Source organism: Micromonospora echinospora, assembly GCF_900091495.1.
Lineage (GTDB): Bacteria > Actinomycetota > Actinomycetes > Mycobacteriales > Micromonosporaceae > Micromonospora > Micromonospora echinospora.
Genome location: NZ_LT607413.1, coordinates 6,867,686 through 6,884,266, shown reverse-complemented (window position 1 = coordinate 6,884,266; position 16,581 = coordinate 6,867,686). Strand labels below are relative to the sequence as shown.

The window sequence follows — 16,581 nt, the reverse complement described above, 5'->3', positions numbered from 1 at the left end:
TGAGTAGGTGGATCGGAGGGGCTGCCGCCACGGTCGATGACGGCAGGTCCGGCGGGTGACAGGTCAGCTGTGTGCCGGCAGTCGCGCGTCCAGGGCGGCGACGGTGGGGTGGTCGACGAGAAGCTGGGCGTCCATGTCGACGCCGAGGATCGCGCGGACCCGGGTCGCCAGCCTCCCGGCGAGCCGCGCGTGGCCGCCGAGGTCGAAGAAGTCGTCGTCGGCGCCGACCTCGGGCAGGCCGAGGACGGCGGCGAAGAGTTCGCAGAGCACGTCCTGGCGGGGGCTGCGGGTCGGGGTGTCGGTCGGCTCCGGCAGGGCGTTGCGGTCGAGCTTGCCGTTGGCGGTGATGGGTAGGGCGGTCATGGTCACGTAGGCGCTGGGGACCATGTAGTCGGGCAGTTTCGCGCCGAGGTCGCGGCGGAGTTGGGCCAGGTCGATCGGGTTGCCGTCGTCGGTGGGGACGAGGTAGGCGACGAGGCGTTTGTCGCCGGGTTGGTCTTCGCGGGCGATGACGGCGGCGTGGCGGATGTCGTCGCGCGTGGTGAGGGCGGCCTCGATTTCGCCGAGTTCGATGCGGAAGCCGCGGATCTTGACTTGGTCGTCGGTGCGGCCGAGGAAGTGCAGGTTGCCGTGGGTGTCCCAGCGGGCGAGGTCGCCGGTGCGGTACATGCGGGTGCCGGGTGGGCCGTAGGGGTTGGCGACGAAGCGGGTGGCGGTGAGGTGGGGTTGGTTGACGTAGCCGCGGGCGGTGCCGGCTCCGGCGAGGTAGAGCTCTCCGGGGACACCCACGGGGACGGGTTGGAGGTGCTGGTCGAGGACGTGGAGGTGGGTGCCCTGGAGGGGGTGTCCGAGGGGGACGGTGGCGCCGGCTTGTTCTCCGTGTCGCCAGGGGTACTGGGTGACGCAGAGGGTCATTTCGGTGGGGCCGTACGTGGTGCGGACGATCGTGTTCGGGCAATTGTCCAGGGTGTGGTTGACGGCTTGGGCGGAGATGACGTCGCCGCCGGTGGTGACTTCGGTGAGTTCGGTGAAGGCGTCGACGAGTTCGTCGGCGATGACGCGGAAGAGGCCGGCGGTGAGGCTGAGCCGGGTGATCTTGTGTTTCCGGAGGAGAGCCCGGAGCGTGGCGGCGTCGAGTTCGCGGGATGGGGCGACGACGACTTGTCCGCCGGCGAGGAGGGGTCCCCAGAGTTCCCAGGTGGAGGCGTCGAAGGCGTGGGGGGAGTGGAGGAGGGTGCGGTCGTTGGTGTGCATGGCCCAGCTGGGGTCGCGGACGAGGTCGACGACGCCTTGGTGGGTGATCTGGATGCCCTTCGGCTCACCGGTGGAGCCGGACGTGTACATCACGTAGCAGAGCTGCTGTGGATGCACCCTCGGCAGCGGCCCGTCGTCCACCACCGGGTCGGCATCGCAGCCCAGCACCCGACGTCCGGCGGCGACCTGTTCGGCGACCAGTTCGTGGGCGCGGAACGCGTCGTCGACGACGATTACCGGAGATCCGGAGGCCGCGACCACCGCCCGCATCCGGGCCAGCGGGTAGGCAGTGTGGATGGGCAGGTACGCGCCGCCGGCCTTGAGGACCGCGAGGAGAGCGACGACGAGGTCCACCGAGCGTTGCATGAGCATCGGTACGGGCGTCTCGGCGACCACCCCGGCCGCCCGTAGCGTCCGGGCCAGCCGCTCGGTGCGCTCCCGCAGTTCCGCGTACGTCAGGACGGTCGAACCGTCGGTGACCGCGAGCGCGTCCGGCCTGCACGACGCCTGGGCGTCGAACGCCTCCACGACGCTGCACGCCACGGTCGCCGGAGCGGACGCCTGCGGTCGCCGTGCCCGCTCGCCCTCGACCAGCACATCGAGCCGGCTGATCGGGGTGGCGGGATGCTGGGCGACCTGGCGCAGGATCGCGTCGAGGCGCTGCCCGAGCAGTTCGACGGTCTCCTGGACGAAGAGATCCCGCGCGTAGCCGATCGCGATGTCCAGATCCCCGTCGACCGGCTCGTCCATGACCGTGAACTCCAGGTCGAACTTGGCGATGGCGAGCCGGGTCGGTTCCGGCGTGCAGTCCAGCCCCGGCAGGGGAGTGGCGCTCGGGGCTCGGTCGGCCCGGGACAGGGCGACCTGGAACAGCGGATGCCGACCGAGGGATCGCGCCGGTTGTAGGTGCGTGACCAGTCGCTCGAAGGGGAGGTCTTGGTGGTCGTAGGCGGTGAGGTCGGTGTCGCGTACGCGGTGGAGTAACTCGGTGAAGGTGGGGTTGCCGGTGGTGTCGGTGCGCAGGACGAGGGTGTTGACGAAGAAGCCGATGAGGTGGTCGAGGGTGTCGTCGGTGCGTCCGGCGACGACGGTGCCGAGGGGGATGTCGGTGCCGGCGCCGAGTCGGGTGAGGAGGGTGGCGATGGCGGCTTGGACGACCATGAAGAGGGTGGCGTCGTGCTGGCGGGCGACGGCGCGCAGTGCGGTGTGGGTGGTGGGGTCGATGGTGAGGTCGACGCGTCCGGCCCGGTAGGTGGCTTGGGGTGGGCGGGGGTGGTCGGCGGGCAGCGGCAGTTCGTCCGGCAGCCCGGCCAACGTGGTGCCCCAGTAGCGCAGTTGGCGGTGGAGCTCGCTGTCGGGGTCGTCGTCGGTGCCGAGGAGTTCGCGCTGCCAGAGGGTGTAGTCGGCGTACTGGACGGGGAGGGGTTCCCAGTCGGGGGCCTCACTGGTCGTGCGGGCGGTGTAGGCGGTGGCGAGGTCGCGGGCGAGGGGTGTCATGGAGGCACCGTCGCCGGCGATGTGGTGCAGGTTCACCAGCAGGAGGTGGTCCTGTTCGCCGGTGGTGATGAGGTGGACGGCGAGGGGTGCCTCGCGGGTGAGGTCGAAGGGGTGGGCGGAGGCGGTGGTGAGGATCTGTTCGGCCTGCTCGGCGGGAATCCGGTGGTGGGTGAAGGTGGCGATTCCGGGTGCGGGGTCGAGGATGCGTTGGGTGGGTTCGCCGTTGGTCTCGGTGTAGAGGGTGCGGAGGATTTCGTGTCGGTTGACGAGGTCGTCGACGGCGGCGCGGAGGGCGTCGACGTCCACGGTGCCGTGGAGGCGGGTGGTGACCGGCACGTTGTACGTCGCCGACGGACCCTCGATGCGGTGCAGCACCCAGAGACGACGCTGGGCGAACGACACAGGCAACGGATCCGGTCGCGGAGCGACGGTCAGCGCCGCGCGTGTGATGCCCGTGGTCAGGTGTGGTTCGAGGGTGGCGACGGTGGGGTTTTCGAAGAGGTGGCGGACGCTGAGTTCGACGCCGAGGGTGCCGCGGATGCGGTTGACGAGGCGGGTGGCGAGGAGGGAGTGGCCGCCGAGGTCGAAGAAGTTGTCGGTGGTGCCGATCTCGGGTTGGCCGAGGACGGCGGCGAAGAGTTGGCAGAGCACGGTTTGTCGGGCGTTGCGGGGCGCGGCGTGGGTGCTGGTGGTGGTGTGGGTGGGGGCGGGCAGGGCGCTGCGGTCGAGTTTCCCGTTCGCGGTCATGGGGAGGGCGGCCATGGTCACGTAGGCGGTGGGGACCATGTAGTCGGGCAGGTGGGTGGCGAGGTCCCGACGGAGGTCGGCCAGGTTCACGGTGGTGTCGTTGTCGGTGGGGACGAGGTAGGCGACGAGGCGTTTGTCGCCGGGTTGGTCTTCGCGGACGATGACGGCGGCGTGGTGGATGTCGTGGCGTGCGGTGAGGGTGGTTTCGATTTCGCCGAGTTCGATGCGGAAGCCGCGGATCTTGACTTGGTCGTCGGTGCGGCCGAGGAAGTGGAGGTGGCCGGTGGTGTCCCATTGGACGAGGTCGCCGGTGCGGTACATGCGGGTGCCGGCCGGGCCGTACGGATCGGCGACGAACCGGGCGGCGGTCAGGCCAGGTCGACCGAGGTAGCCACGGGCGAGCCCCTCCCCGGCGACATGCAGTTCGCCCGGCACACCGACGGGGACGGGCTGGAGGAACTCGTCGAGGACGTAGAGGTCGGTGTTGGCGACCGGGACGCCGATGGTGACGGGTTGCCCGGCGGGTAGGGGTCCGCCGCTGGCGCAGACGGTGACCTCGGTGGGGCCGTAGGAGTTGACCAGGCGGTAGTCGACGGACCAGGTGTCGACCAGCCACTGCGGACACGCCTCGCTCGCGGTGATCACCATCGCCCCGGCGGGTAGACCAGCGGGTTGGAGCGAGGCGAGCAGCGAGGGCGTGACCGTGACGTGGGTGGTACGGGAGATCAGGGCCGCGTGATCGCCCTCGGGATCGAGCAGCTGTTCCGGGGTGAAGGGGATGACGGCGCCGCCGGCGAGCAGGGCCATGAGCATCTCCCAGACCGAGCCGTCGAAGCCGATCGAGGCGATCTGGAGGACGTGACTGCCGGGGCGGACCTCGAAGTCCCGCTGGTAGCGGTGGGCCAGCCGGCTGATGCCCCGGTGGGTGACCGTGACACCCTTCGGCGCACCCGTCGACCCCGACGTGTAGATCACATAAGCGGCGTTGTCCAGGGACGGCGTCGGGAGCCGGTAATCGGTGGGCGGATCCGTCGGCCCTTCCCACGCCGCACCACCGGCCACGACGACCGCTGCCGCTCCGGGTGCGGGTCGGGTTGAGTCATGGTCGACGATCAGGACCGCCGGTGCGGCGTCGCGGAGGACGTACTCCTTGCGGGCGGTCGGGTACGCCGGGTCCACCGGCACGTAGCAGCCGCCGGCCATGCTCACCGCGAGCAGGGCGACGACCAGGTCCGCCGACCGTCGCATGCAGACCGCCACCGGCACGTCCGGCCCGACCCCGAGCCCGACCAGGTGGTACGCCAGCCGACCGGCCCGCGCATCCAACTCCCGGTACGTGATCTCCCTGCCGTCGTGGACGACCGCGACGGCGTCGGGGTGCTGCCGGACCTGCCGGTCGAAGAGCGCCGGGAGGGTCTCGCACGGCACCCGGGGCGTGGCGCGCTGGAAGCCGCCGAGAACCTGACGACGCTCCTCGGCGGTCAGCACCTGCACCCTGCCGACCCGCAGTGCGGGGTCGGCGGCGAACTGGGTGAGCAGGGTGATCAGTCGTCGCCCCAATGCTTCCGCGCTCGTCCGGGTGAACAGGTCCTCCGCGTAGATGAGGCCCAGCGCGAGTTCCCCCGAGCGGTGTTGCGGGACGAACCCGAAGTAGAGGTCGAACTTGGCCGTCTCGAACGGTGGCTTCTCCGCGACGACGTCGAACACATCCAGGTCGAGGACGAGTCCGCCGTCGACGGCGAACGCCACCTGAACCAACGGGTTACGCCCGGGCGACCGGGTCGGCCTGAGGTGTTCGACGAGGCGTTGGAAGGGGAGGTCTTGGTGGTCGTAGGCGCTGAGGTCGGTGTCGCGGACCCGGCTGATCAGGTCGGTGAAGGTGGGGTCGCCGGTGGTGTCGGTGCGCAGGACGAGGGTGTTGACGAAGAAGCCGATCAGGTGGTCGAGGGTGTCGTCGGTGCGTCCGGCGACGACGGTGCCGAGGGGGATGTCGGTGCCGCAGCCCAGTCGGGTGAGGAGGGTGGCGATGGCGGCCTGGACGACCATGAAGAGGGTGGCGTCGTGCTGGCGGGCGACGGCGCGCAGTGCGGTGTGGGTGGCCGGGTCGATGGTGAGGTCGACGCGTCCGGCCCGGTAGGTGGCTTGCGGTGGGCGGGGGTGGTCGGCGGGCAGCGCCAGTTCGTCGGGCAGTCCGGCCAACGTGGTGCCCCAGTAGCGCAGTTGGCGGCTGACCTCGCTGTCCGGATCGTCGTCGACACCGAGGAGTTCGTGCTCCCAGAGGGCGTAGTCGGCGTACTGGACGGGGAGCGGTTCCCACTCGGGGGCGCGACCGGTGGTGCGGGCGGTGTAGGCCCGGGAGAGGTCCCGGGCGAGCGGGCCGAGCGACCCGCCGTCCCCGGCGATGTGGTGCAGGTTCAACACCAGCAGGTGTTCCCGCTCGGTGAGGGTGAACAGCCGCGCCCGCAGCGGCAACTCGGTCGCCAGGTCGAACGGCCATCGGCAGGTCTCCAGGACCGCCGCGTCGACATGGTCGGCCGTGATCGTCACGTGGGCGGCGTCGACGGACGCCTCGGCGGCCGGTAGGACGCGCTGCACCGGTTCCCCATCGACCTCCACGTACACGGTGCGCAGGATCTCGTGCCGGCCCACCACGTCCGCTACGGCGGCGAGCAGCGCGTCGGCGTCCACCCGGTCACGGATGCGGGTGACGATCGGGATGTTGTACGTCGCCGACGGCCCCTCCAGCCGGTACTGGAACCACAACCGCCGTTGCGCCGACGACAGGGGGAACTCGGTGCTCGCGTCGGCTTCGGCGGGGTCCATCCCGGCAACACCTCGTACTCTCCGTGAATGGCCAGCTTCCCTGCGCCGTCGGAGTAAGGATCGAGGTGGGCACTCACCGGGAGCTTCCCGGATCCTTCCCGCCGAACCGCCGGGCGATCACGTCACGGTTCGGGCGGGAGTGTTCAACCGCCGTGCCGGTCGAGCCTCGCCCGTAACGTGGCGGCGAAACCCTCGGCGACGGCGAGTTCGTCGCGGAGCGCGGTGACGCGGGCGTCGGCCGCCTCGTGGAACATGGCGAGCCGGTCCACCAGGGCGGCCCGATGCTCCCCGTCTGCGACGGTGTCCAGATCGTCGAGCAGGACGAGCAGGTCGCGCATCTCGTCGAGGGTGAACCCGAGCGGCTTCATCCGTCGCACCACGGCGAGCCGGTCGAGGTCGGCCTCGGTGTAGAGGCGGAAGCCGCCCTCGCTGCGGGCCGAGGGGACGATTAGGCCGACGTCCTCGTAGTGCCGGATGGTGCGGATACTCAGGCCGACCCGCTCGGCGGCCTCACCGATCTGCATCAGCCGGTCCGGGCCGGGTACCGGGGCGTCCGGCCCGGTGTGTGCCCCCGGCCCGGACGCCCGGTCGGGACGCGCCATCAGTGGCCGACGCCCAGTTGACCGGCGAGGGCGTCGTGGATGCGTGCGCTGGACGGATTCAGCCCGATGATCTCGACGGTCTTGCCCCGGGCGGCGTACCGGGTGGTGACGGCGTCGAGGGCGGCCACCGAGGAAGCGTCCCAGACGTGGGCGTGGGTCATGTCGACGATGACGTGCTCTGGGTCGCCGGTGTAGTCGAACTGCTGGACCAGGTCGTTGCTGGAGGCGAAGAAGAGTTCACCGTGCACCGAGTAGATGCGGGTACCGCCTTCGGGATCGAGAACGCTGGTGACCTGCACGAGGTGTGCCACCCGGCGGGCGAAGACGACCATGGCGGTGAGTACGCCGACCAGCACGCCGATGGCCAGGTTGTGGGTGACCAGGGTGGTGACGACGGTGGCGACCATGACGGTCGTCTCGCCGTACGGCATCCGCCGGAGGGTGGCCGGAGCGACCGAGTGCCAGTCGAACGTGGACACCGCGACGACGACCATCACGGCGACCAGGGCGGCCATCGGGATGAGCGCCACGACGTCGCCGAGCGCGACCACCAGGACCAGCAGGAAGACACCGGCCAGGAAGGTGGAGAGTCGGGTGCGTGCGCCGGACGCCTTCACGTTGATCATCGTCTGGCCGATCATCGCGCAGCCGCCCATGCCGCCGAAGAACCCGGTGACGACGTTCGCCACGCCCTGGCCCCAGGACTCCCGGGTCTTGTCCGACGGCGTGTCGGTGATGTCGTCGACCAGTTTGGCGGTCATCAGCGACTCCATCAGGCCGACCAGCGCGATTCCCAGGGCGTAGGGAGCGATCAGTACGAGGGTGTCCAGGGTCCAGGGGATCTGCGGCAGGCCGAGGGTGGGCAGACTGTCCGGCAGCGCGCCCTCGTCCCCGACTGTCGGCACGGTCAGCCCGACGGCCACCGTGGCCACGGTCAACAGCACGATGGCGACCAGGGGAGCGGGCACCGCGCGGGTCAACCGGGGCAACCCGACCATGACCGCCAGGGCGGCGGCGACGAGCGGGTAGACCAGCCACGGGACCCCGAGTAGGTGCGGGATCTGCGCGGCGAAGATCAGGATGGCCAGGGCGTTGACGAAGCCGACCATCACGCTGCGGGGGACGAACCGCATCAGCTTCGCCACCCCGAGCGCGGCCAGGACGATCTGGAACAGCCCGCCGAGGATCACGGCCGCGACCAGGTGGTCGAGGCCGTGCTCCTTGGCCAGCGGCGCCACCACCAGGGCGATCGCGCCGGTCGCGGCCGAGATCATCGCCGGTCGGCCACCACAGATGGCGATGGTCACCGCCATGGTGAACGAGGCGAAGAGCCCCACCCGGGGGTCCACCCCGGCCAGGATCGAGAACGAGATCGCCTCCGGGATCAACGCCAGGGCGACGACCAGGCCGGCGAGGACCTCGGTGCGGAACACCTTCGGCGACGACAGCCAGGAGGGGCGGGACAGGCGCGACCGGCGGGCCGCGGACAGGAGAGAGGACATGCGGCCATTTCCGGTCGGTACGTGAGGAAGCCCGGCCGACCCTACTCTCACGTCAGGGGAGAGTTCGCCGATCGTGATCATCGCCACGCGGCGCGGCGGTGCCCACTGACGATCTTGCGGACAGTTGTGAAGCAGATTGCGGTTTTGGCTCGGATGGTGCGAGTGCGGCTGCACACTGTCGAAGTAGGTGGCATGCGCCTGACCAAACGGGAGGCCGACGATGAAGGTGCGCACCCTGCTGCTGACCCTCGCGGTGCCAGCCGTCATAGCGCTCACGGCAGGCGCGCAGCCCGCCACCGCGCAGCCCGCCGCTGGGCAGCCCGAACCGGTGATCATCGATTGGCCGACCCAGGACAAGCTCCTCGGCTGGGCGGCGGCCGTGGAGCACGAGGGTCAGCAGCATCACCCCGAGGTGTATGCCGGGGTGGCAATCGATCCCATCCTCGGCACGGTGGTCGTGCACCGCGTCCCCTCGGCCGCGTTCGACGACGCGGTACGCCGACTGCTGCCACCGTCGGCCGCCGTCCGGTACGTCGACGCCGTGTATCCGGAACGGGAACTCGCCGCCTGGGCGGCCGAGGTGGTCGCCGACATCGACTACTGGCGGGAGCGCGGCGTCGAGCTGAACCTCGTCGGCAGCAGGCCCGGCCAGTGTGTCCTGGTGGGCACCGAGGACCCCGTGCGTGACGCCGCTTCGATCGGTGCGCGGTATCCGGGGTGGCCGCTCTGCGTGGAGCACGACGGCGGTGCGGTGACCCTGGTCGGTGAACAGGGCTGAGGTTCCCCCGCCCGCCCGCCCGCCCGACCGGCTGGCGAGAAGAGACCGGCTGCGGGAGAAGGAGCGGCGCTGCCCTTGGACGCGGTGCACCCGGCGGACTGCTGCCGGGCGCGCCGGTCGTCGTCAACCAGCCGGACGGAGCAGGTCGTCGAGGTGGTGGGCGAGGGTGGCCCGGACCCGGTCGGGCGGCATCACGTCGGGGTGCAGCAGGGCGTGCAGGGCGAGCCCGTCGACCAGGGCGTGCAGCCGGGCCGTCTCGCTCGGCACGTCCCGGTCGGCGGCCACCAGGCCGGCGTCGGCGAGCGTGACGACGGCGAGTTCGGTGGCCCGCCGTACGCCGTCGTCGGCCTCGGCGATACGGGCCCGCGCCACCGGGTCGGTCGGGCTCCGGGCGGCGAGCAGCAGCCACACCTCCATCTCCCGGACGCGCTGCTGGTCCAGCGGCAGGACCTCCTCCAGCATCCGTTGGACGACCTCGCGGACCGGCCCGGTCCAGTCCCCGGCGTAGAAGCGCCGGGTGGCCTTGGCGACGACGTGTTCCATGGCGAAGGCGAGCAGCTCGGTCTGGGTGGTGAAGTAGTGCCGCAGCGCGCCGGGTGACCAGCCCGCCTCGGTCGCGATGCTGCGGACGGTCGCCGCGGCGGCCCCGTCCCGGTAGACGACGCGCCACATCGCCTCGGCCAGCTCGGCGCGCCGGGCCTCGTGGTCGACGATCTTGGGCAATGGCCCCTCCGGTCGGTGTGTGCGACCCGCTGCTACGGTTATCGCACAGCGTACTAAAAACGGGGTGGGAGATGCTCGTCGGACTGATCATCGCGTGTGAGGTGGCCTTCTGGGTGGTGCTGGCGGCCGGGCTGATCGCCCGTTACCCGCTGCGGCGCCCTCGACTGGGTGCCGCCCTGCTGCTGGCGGTACCCCTGGTCGACGTCGTGCTCCTGGTCGCCACCATGATCGACCTACGCTCCGGGGGAACCGCCACGCTCGCGCACGGCCTCGCCGCCGCGTACCTCGGCTTCTCGGTGGCCTTCGGCCACAGCGTGGTGCGCTGGGCCGACCAGCGCTTCGCGCACCGCTTTGCCGGTGGCCCGCCGCCGGTCAAACCGCCCCGCTACGGCTGGGCCCGGACCCGGCACGAGTGGCGCGAGTGGGGCAAGGCCCTGCTCGGCTGGGCCGTCGCCTGCGCCCTGCTGGTCGGCGGGATCGTCCTGGTCGGCGAGCCCGACCGGACGCGGGAACTGGAGGCCTGGATCGGCCGGCTCAGCCTGGTCGTCGTGGTCTGGCTGGTCTTCTGGCCGCTGTACTACACGGTCTTCCCGAAGCGGGAGCCGCGCCACTGACCTCGGTCGTCAGCCCTGGTAGGCCTCCTCGGCGGTGTTCTTCGCTGATCAGCCGGGCGACGGGAGGGGCGGCGCGACCCTGGCGCGGTTCGCCGGCACCGCTGCGGTGCTCACTCCGGTCGCGGCGGCCTGCCTGGCGGTCGTCATGGTCCTGGCCGCCGCCATCCACATCTGCCGCAGGGAGCCCTCCGCGGTCGCGTTCAACGCCGTCCTGTTCCTGCTCGCTGCCCTCGTCGTCTGGGGTCGATCCCGCCCCTACGGCTGGTGACCAGGCCGCGCCCTGACCCTGATTCAGCTGGCTGGACTCATCGGGCGTGGCTACCCTGCCGCCGTCACGGACCAGCGGCGGGCCAGCGCCGTCGCGGCGAGGAAAGCGGCCAGGACGATCGCTGCCTCGGTCCCGATCGCCAGTGGGGTGAGCGGGAAGCCGAGCGACCGGCCGAATGCGGCCGCAGCGGCGATCCCGGCTGCGACAGCGAACGGCAGCAGCATTGCCATCCGCGCCGCGGTGTGTCGGATGCGGGGCGCGTCGCGTAGGGCGACGCGTACGGCGAGGACGGCGCCGCCGACGACAACCGCCGCGACGCCGCCGTAGAAGACACCGGCGGCAAGCCACACCGGCACGCGCACCTCTCGCGGCAGGTCGAATGCCGCCACGAACGCATGGTGCAGGCCGATGGCCACGACGTATCCCACGACGAGGGCGAGCACCGCGCCCGCGCTCGCCACACCAACCACCTGGCCGTACCGCGGCGGGGTCCGCTCCATGCCGGCTTCCTCGGCGATCCTCAGGGCGAACTCGGCAGGGTCGGTGCCGAGAAGCTCTGTGGGATCGAGCCCGTCGGCGGCTGCTGCCTCGAGCTCGGAGCGCAGATCGGCAGTGAGGGTCGCCCGGTCGCGACGGTGAATGCCGAGAGCGCGCCACTGTCGGTCTGCGGCGGCGAGGGTGTTGTCAACGGCCCGCGTCGACGTGCTCATGGTCGTCTCCTGGAATCGGTGGACGGACGGTGTGGTTCACGACGCTCGCGAACTGGGCCCACTGCTCACGCCAGGCGCGCAGACGGTCATGGCCCGTGTCGGTCAGTCGATAGACCTTGCGGGGCGGGCCGCTGGGGCTGGGCTGGAGCACGTTGACAACGAGCCCCAGGCGGTGCAGCCGGGTGATCAGCGGATAGACGGTGCCGTAGCTCACCGTTCCGAATCCGGCGGCGTCGAGTCGGTGGACGAGTTCATAGCCGTGCGCTGGCTCGGCGGCAAGCAGCGCGAGCAGGCACATGTCCAGGCAGCCGCGCAGGAGCTGGGCCTGCCGCTCGGCCGAATCGTCCGACCCACGCGTTGCCCCTATCATGCGACGCATAATACTGCCGGTATTATGCGTCGTCCAGTAGTGCTCCAGTCGGGAGTCGGCCCACGGTCACCCGTTGACGATGGCGAGGCCGATGGTGGTCTCGTGTAGATGCGGGTGGCCCCGTGATACGTTCGGCCTCGCTGTGCGTCGCTGCGAACTGAGGAGGTGAGACCGATCAACGGTGTGACAGGTCGGGGCTCCCTCCCTCGCGTGGCCTAGGGAGTGCCCGCACAAAGCATCCCGAAAGGCTTGCAACGCTGTGCGCTTCAACTCTCAAACGTCGTGCGACGGCGTCTCCGAACAGCTCTTCACCCTCGGTGAGATTCCCGGTGTGCTCTGGACGCCGGAAGGCGCCGTCGGCACTCGTCCGCTGATCCTGATGGGACACGGCGGTGGCCAGCACAAGAAGGCCCCCGGCATCGTCTTCCGGGCGCACCGCTTCGTCGTGGAGCGCGGGTTCGCGGTGGTGGCGGTGGACGTGCCGGGCCATGGCGACCGGCCGACGGACGAGGAGTACCACCGGATCGCGACCGAGAACCAGGCCCGCGTGGAGGCCGGGGAGGAGCTGGCTCCGCTGATCGCCGGTTTCCAGGCACTCGTAGCCCGTCAGACCGTTCCGGAATGGCGGGCGGTCCTGGACGCGGTCCAGCAGCTCGAACACGTCGGGGTCGGTCCGGTGGGCTACTGGGGGGTGTCGTTGGGGTGTGGACTCGGCGTGCCGTTCGTCGCTGCCGAACCCCGGGTCCGTGCCGCGGTGCTGGGCCTGGGCGGGGCGCTGGCATCGGCGGAGGCCGCCGGGCGGATCACCGTCCCGGTGGAGTTCCTGATGCAGTGGGACGACGAGCGGGTGCCACGGGCCCAGGGCCTGGCGCTGTTCGACGCCCTGGGGTCAGCCGAGAAGACCCTGCACGCCAACCCCGGCGGGCACGGGGAGATCCCGGCGTTCGAACTGGACAGCACGCTACGGTTCTTCGCCCGGCACCTCATCTGACGAACACGCGGCGGTCGTGGTGGGAGAGGGCCCTCAGGGGGCCACTTCCCACCACGATCCATGCCGGTGGGGTGTCAGCGTTCCGGCTTGTGGGCGACGACCAGCTCCCAGCCGCCGGGGAGCACCTCGATCTTCTCGAAGCCGGTCTCGGTCAGCAGGCTGGTGTAGAACTCCACCTCCCGCAGTCGGCTGACACAGCTGTCCACCCCGATCAGGAAGTACGACCAGAAGAACTGCATGGCCAGCCGGTCCGGCGTGCGGAACTCCTCGCAGATCAGCAGCATCCCGCCGGGCGGCAGCGCCGCGTACGCCTTCTCCACCAGCATCCGGGCGACGTCGTTGGGCCAGTCGTGCAGCACTCGGACGAAGGAGATCGTGTCGTACCCGGTGGGCAGCGGCTCGGCGAAGAAGTCTCCGCCGACGAAGCCGAGCCGGTCCGGGGCGACGCACCCGGTCCGGGTCTGCTCGACCAGCGGCCCGACCGCCGGCAGGTTGTAGACGTCGACCCGCAGCTCCGGGGCGTCCCGGAGCACCCGGGCGGCGAGGGTGCCGTCGCCGCCGCCGACGTCGAGGAAGCGGCGACGCCCCGACCACAGCCGGTCGGCGTGCCGGCCGAAGACCTCGAGCACCGGGCCGAGCCCGACCGACATGCTCTGCTCGAACGACGCCGTCTGCTCGTCGGTCTTCGGCGGCCAGGCGAAGTCGTCGTCGGTCATGCTGACCTCGCCGCGCAGGCTCTCGGCCAGCCGGCCGTGCAACCGCCGCCACGGGTACTGGTCCCGGTCACGTTCGAGCGAGCCCGGCCCGACCACGGCCCGCACGGCGTCCCGCAACCCGGGCACCGCCCGGTAGCTGGCCTCGGTGATGTCGTCGCTCTTCTCCTCCCGTTCGACGACGCCGACGCTTTCCAGGCAGTCGAGGAACTTGTAGAGCCGCAGCGGCCGTACGTCGAACCGGGTCGCCAGGTCACCCAGGCCCACCGGGCCGGGCTCCAGGGCGTCGAGCAGCCCCATGGTGAGCGCGGTCTCCAGCACGTCCATCGCCTTGCTGGCGTTGAACAGCAGACTCATCAGCGCGCGCGGTGACAACGACGGTGTGCTCATCGGTGGCTCCCCTGCCATTCCTGTTCGAGTGCGTCCATGAACTCGTCGATCTCGTCGAGGGTGTTGTAGACGTGCGGGCCGATCCGCAGGTAGCCACGCCAACTACAGATCAGGTTCCGGGCGGCGAGCCGGTACTTGACCGCCTCCCCGTCGGGGACGTCGAGGCAGACCACGCCGCCCCGCTCCGGGCCGACCGGGCTGACCACCGGGATGCCGGCCGCCCCGGCCCGGTCGACGACGCGCTGCGTGCAGCGCAGCGAGTGCGCCCGGATCGTCTCGATGCCCACCCCGGCCAGCAGGTCCAGGCCGACCTGGGAGATGAGCGAGGTGAGCGGGTACGGGGTGCCACCCGCGAACCGCTGTGCGCCGTCCGCGAACCCGGTCGACGGCTGGAAGGTCAGCGCCCGGTCGCCCGCCTGCCAGCCGGTCGCCGCCGGTTCGAGGTCGGGCAGCAGGTCGGGGCGGACGTAGAGGAAGGCCGTCCCCGCTCCGCACATCCACTTGTGCGCGCCGCCGAGCAGGAAGTCGACACCGAGCGCGGTGACGTCCAGCGGCATGATCCCGACGGTCTGGAAGGCGTCGACCACCACCCGGGCCCCGACCGAGTGCGCGTGCTTCACCAGCCGGGCGAGGTCGACGGTGGCCCCGGAGGTGAAGCTCGCGTGCGGTACGCACACCAGCAGCGTCCGCTCGTCGATCTGCTCCTCCAGGGCGTCCTGGTCGATCCGGGGGCCGCCGGTGCCGACCACGACGGGCTGCGCCCCGTGCCGGCGGAACGCGTTCCAGATGAACGGCACGGTGGGGAACTCGAGGTCGGTGGTGACCACCCGGTTCCGGGGCGTCCGGTAGTCGAAGCAGGAAGCCACCCGGACCAGCAGGGTGCTCAGGTTGGCGTCGGTGACCACGCTGCCGGCGGGTGCGCCGACGAAGGCGGCCACCCCGTCGGCGTACCGGTCGAGGCCCTCGTGCCAGCCGCCCCAGACGTCGTCCCGCCAGGTGCGCAGGGTCTCCCAGTAGCCGGCCAGGACCTCTTGGACGCCCCGGGGCACCGCGCCGGTGGAGTTGCTGTTCAGGTAGACGCAGGTCTGCAGGACGGGGAAGTGCGCGCGGAAGGCGGCATCCACGTCAGCCCTCCGCGTCCGGGGTCACCCCGGTCGGGTCCTCCGGTCCCCCGACGAGCGCGGTACGCGCCTGCCACAGCTCCGGGAAGAACCGGTGGTCGATCAGCTTGGCCAGCCAGTTCGCCGGGCTGCCCTGGGTGCCCGTCGGGCCGTGGCTGCCGATCCGGATCGCGATCTTGTAGTGCCGTACCCGCCACAGTGCCACCCGCTCGTCCCAGTCGACCATCGCCTCGGCCATCCGGTAGACCGGGTCGGCGGGGCTGCCCGCGTAGAGCTTCCGCAGGTCGATCTGCCGGTCGGCGAGGTACCGGGCGAACGCCTGGTCGAGCCGGCGGCTGGCGGCCTGCGCCTGCTTCCAGCCCGGCGACTCCGCGCCGGAGCCGTTGCCCAGCGCGGGCACCAGGGCCTGGAAGGTGGCCGGCGGCAGGTGCCGGAACATGTCCAACTGGTCGGTGACGAGCCGGACGGCGAGCGAGGCCCGACCCAGCAGGAGTTCGGCCTCGGACAGCTCGCCGTCGTCGACACGCCCGGCCGCCTCGGTCAACTCGGCCACCGCGAGCTTGAACCACAGCTCGGCGGACTGGTGCACCACCTGGAAGAGCAGTTCGTCCCGGTGGACCATCTCCGCCGGTTCCCGTTGCAGGGTGAGCAACTCGTCCGTACGCATGTAGCGCGCGTAGTCCGTGGCACCCTCGCCGGGGAGCACGGGCGAGTGGTCTCGCTTCACAGAATCGTCCCTTCCGTGGGTTTCGGCGCGGCCGTTCCCGGTGCGCCCGGGATCATCGCGCGGCTCATTATCCAGTGATGTCCGGCAATCGAAAGGACGCCCCGGCGTCTGGATGCCCGGCCGGAAGGGGTGCCTCTCGGCGCATGTGCCGGAATCGGCCGGGGTAATTCGCGGGCGTGGCGTGTGCGTACCTGTGGCCTCGGCGTGGCGCGGGGGCGGTGGGCGGAGGCGCGCCGGCGGCGACGAGGTGGAGCCGTTCGGCTGACAACCGGCTGGCCGTCCGATGAGGACCCATCGGGCGGGTCGGCCGTCGCAGGGGAGCCGGACGGGTTGATGTCGGATGGTGGACACCGGGGCGGCGTCGTGTCCTGTCGGGCGGCCTCGCCCGGCCGGCGGGAGTCGGCCGCGGGGAGGGCGTTTCACGCGCGTAAACCGCAGGTGAAACCCTTGCTCCACAGTGGCAAGCGCGGTGGGCGGGACTCCGGCCGGGTGGGGTGGTGAGGGGTAGGGCGGGTGCCGAACCCCGTGGCGGGCGGTGCCCTGGTCAGAGTCGGTAGGCGGCCTTTAATCGAGATATGTGCATTGGCCGAAATTGTGAGGCGGTAAGTCATTCCACTGTGGACCTGACTGGCCACTTAGTATCCGTGATCGACAAAAGAGTCCCAAAACCGACGTATCGAAAGTGGTTGCCTCGGCAAGGACTCCCGCTGCTAGCATTCCGGTGCGATCCGCTGGGGTTGCGTGAAAGAAG

General features: G+C 70.9%; 13 protein-coding genes. 4 read left to right on the top strand and 9 right to left on the bottom strand.

Going from position 1 to position 16,581, the window contains the following annotated elements; genetic code table 11:
• Positions 1–63: 63 nt before the first annotated feature.
• The 3 genes from GA0070618_RS29270 to GA0070618_RS29260 all read right to left on the bottom strand — a co-directional run bounded on the left by GA0070618_RS29270 (position 64) and on the right by GA0070618_RS29260 (position 8,425).
• Positions 64–6,321 carry a non-ribosomal peptide synthetase gene (locus GA0070618_RS29270; protein WP_088984515.1) on the bottom strand — a complete coding sequence of 2,086 codons (6,258 nt, stop codon included), beginning with the start codon at positions 6,319–6,321 and terminating at the stop codon, positions 64–66.
• Positions 6,322–6,464: 143 nt separating this feature from the next.
• Positions 6,465–6,923: a MerR family transcriptional regulator gene (locus GA0070618_RS29265; RefSeq protein ID WP_088984514.1), complete on the bottom strand. Its 459-nt coding sequence runs from the start codon at positions 6,921–6,923 to the stop codon at positions 6,465–6,467.
• Positions 6,923–8,425, bottom strand: coding sequence for a SulP family inorganic anion transporter (locus tag GA0070618_RS29260; protein WP_088984513.1), 1,503 nt, complete (start codon positions 8,423–8,425; stop codon positions 6,923–6,925). Before GA0070618_RS29260 ends, GA0070618_RS29265 begins: the two co-directional genes overlap by 1 nt.
• A 220-nt stretch (positions 8,426–8,645) precedes the next feature.
• Between GA0070618_RS29260 and GA0070618_RS29255 the strand changes: the two genes are divergently transcribed.
• Positions 8,646–9,203: a hypothetical protein gene (locus GA0070618_RS29255; protein WP_088984512.1), complete on the top strand. Its 558-nt coding sequence runs from the start codon at positions 8,646–8,648 to the stop codon at positions 9,201–9,203.
• Positions 9,204–9,326: 123 nt separating this feature from the next.
• On the opposite strand, the gene GA0070618_RS29250 is transcribed toward GA0070618_RS29255, so the two are convergent.
• Complete coding sequence (locus GA0070618_RS29250) at positions 9,327–9,926, bottom strand: TetR/AcrR family transcriptional regulator (RefSeq protein WP_088984511.1); 600 nt, start codon at positions 9,924–9,926, stop codon at positions 9,327–9,329.
• Positions 9,927–9,997: 71 nt separating this feature from the next.
• Between GA0070618_RS29250 and GA0070618_RS29245 the strand changes: the two genes are divergently transcribed.
• Both GA0070618_RS29245 and GA0070618_RS29240 read left to right on the top strand, forming a co-directional pair.
• Positions 9,998–10,540: a hypothetical protein gene (locus GA0070618_RS29245; RefSeq protein WP_088984510.1), complete on the top strand. Its 543-nt coding sequence runs from the start codon at positions 9,998–10,000 to the stop codon at positions 10,538–10,540.
• Positions 10,541–10,574: 34 nt separating this feature from the next.
• A complete protein-coding gene (locus GA0070618_RS29240; protein WP_088984509.1) occupies positions 10,575–10,808 on the top strand; it encodes a DoxX family protein in 234 nt (77 codons plus the stop codon).
• A 50-nt stretch (positions 10,809–10,858) separates the two neighbouring features.
• Here the strand turns inward: GA0070618_RS29240 and GA0070618_RS29235 are convergent, their stop codons facing one another.
• Both GA0070618_RS29235 and GA0070618_RS29230 read right to left on the bottom strand, forming a co-directional pair.
• The gene (locus GA0070618_RS29235; protein ID WP_088984508.1) at positions 10,859–11,518 is read right to left on the bottom strand and encodes a hypothetical protein; all 660 of its coding nucleotides are present in this window, start codon (positions 11,516–11,518) and stop codon (positions 10,859–10,861) included.
• Positions 11,493–11,888, bottom strand: a complete 396-nt coding sequence (locus tag GA0070618_RS29230; RefSeq protein WP_088984507.1) for a PadR family transcriptional regulator — start codon at positions 11,886–11,888, stop codon at positions 11,493–11,495. Before GA0070618_RS29230 ends, GA0070618_RS29235 begins: the two co-directional genes overlap by 26 nt.
• A 322-nt stretch (positions 11,889–12,210) precedes the next feature.
• Between GA0070618_RS29230 and GA0070618_RS29225 the strand changes: the two genes are divergently transcribed.
• A complete protein-coding gene (locus tag GA0070618_RS29225; protein ID WP_414467618.1) occupies positions 12,211–12,879 on the top strand; it encodes a dienelactone hydrolase family protein in 669 nt (222 codons plus the stop codon).
• 74 nt (positions 12,880–12,953) lie between these two features.
• Here GA0070618_RS29225 and GA0070618_RS29220 read toward each other — a convergent pair whose 3' ends face one another.
• The 3 genes from GA0070618_RS29220 to GA0070618_RS29210 are packed head-to-tail and all read right to left on the bottom strand — an operon-like array spanning position 12,954 to position 15,830.
• The gene (locus GA0070618_RS29220) at positions 12,954–13,982 is read right to left on the bottom strand and encodes a methyltransferase (RefSeq protein ID WP_088984505.1); all 1,029 of its coding nucleotides are present in this window, start codon (positions 13,980–13,982) and stop codon (positions 12,954–12,956) included.
• Positions 13,979–15,106, bottom strand: coding sequence for an aminotransferase class V-fold PLP-dependent enzyme (locus GA0070618_RS29215; RefSeq protein WP_231931497.1), 1,128 nt, complete (start codon positions 15,104–15,106; stop codon positions 13,979–13,981). Before GA0070618_RS29215 ends, GA0070618_RS29220 begins: the two co-directional genes overlap by 4 nt.
• 1 nt (position 15,107) lies before the next feature.
• Positions 15,108–15,830, bottom strand: coding sequence for a tryptophan 2,3-dioxygenase family protein (locus GA0070618_RS29210; RefSeq protein ID WP_088984504.1), 723 nt, complete (start codon positions 15,828–15,830; stop codon positions 15,108–15,110).
• Positions 15,831–16,581 lie beyond the last annotated feature (751 nt).

Bases quoted from the DNA above. Each gene is read 5' to 3' on its own strand.
- GA0070618_RS29270 (WP_088984515.1), bottom strand. From the start codon at position 6,321: ATGGACCCCGCCGAAGCCGACGCGAGCACCGAGTTCCCCCTGTCGTCG.
- GA0070618_RS29255 (WP_088984512.1), top strand. From the start codon at position 8,646: ATGAAGGTGCGCACCCTGCTGCTGACCCTCGCGGTGCCAGCCGTCATA.
- GA0070618_RS29260 (WP_088984513.1), bottom strand. From the start codon at position 8,425: ATGTCCTCTCTCCTGTCCGCGGCCCGCCGGTCGCGCCTGTCCCGCCCC.
- GA0070618_RS29230 (WP_088984507.1), bottom strand. From the start codon at position 11,888: ATGATAGGGGCAACGCGTGGGTCGGACGATTCGGCCGAGCGGCAGGCC.
- GA0070618_RS29220 (WP_088984505.1), bottom strand. From the start codon at position 13,982: ATGAGCACACCGTCGTTGTCACCGCGCGCGCTGATGAGTCTGCTGTTC.
- GA0070618_RS29265 (WP_088984514.1), bottom strand. From the start codon at position 6,923: ATGGCGCGTCCCGACCGGGCGTCCGGGCCGGGGGCACACACCGGGCCG.
- GA0070618_RS29235 (WP_088984508.1), bottom strand. From the start codon at position 11,518: ATGAGCACGTCGACGCGGGCCGTTGACAACACCCTCGCCGCCGCAGAC.
- GA0070618_RS29245 (WP_088984510.1), top strand. From the start codon at position 9,998: ATGCTCGTCGGACTGATCATCGCGTGTGAGGTGGCCTTCTGGGTGGTG.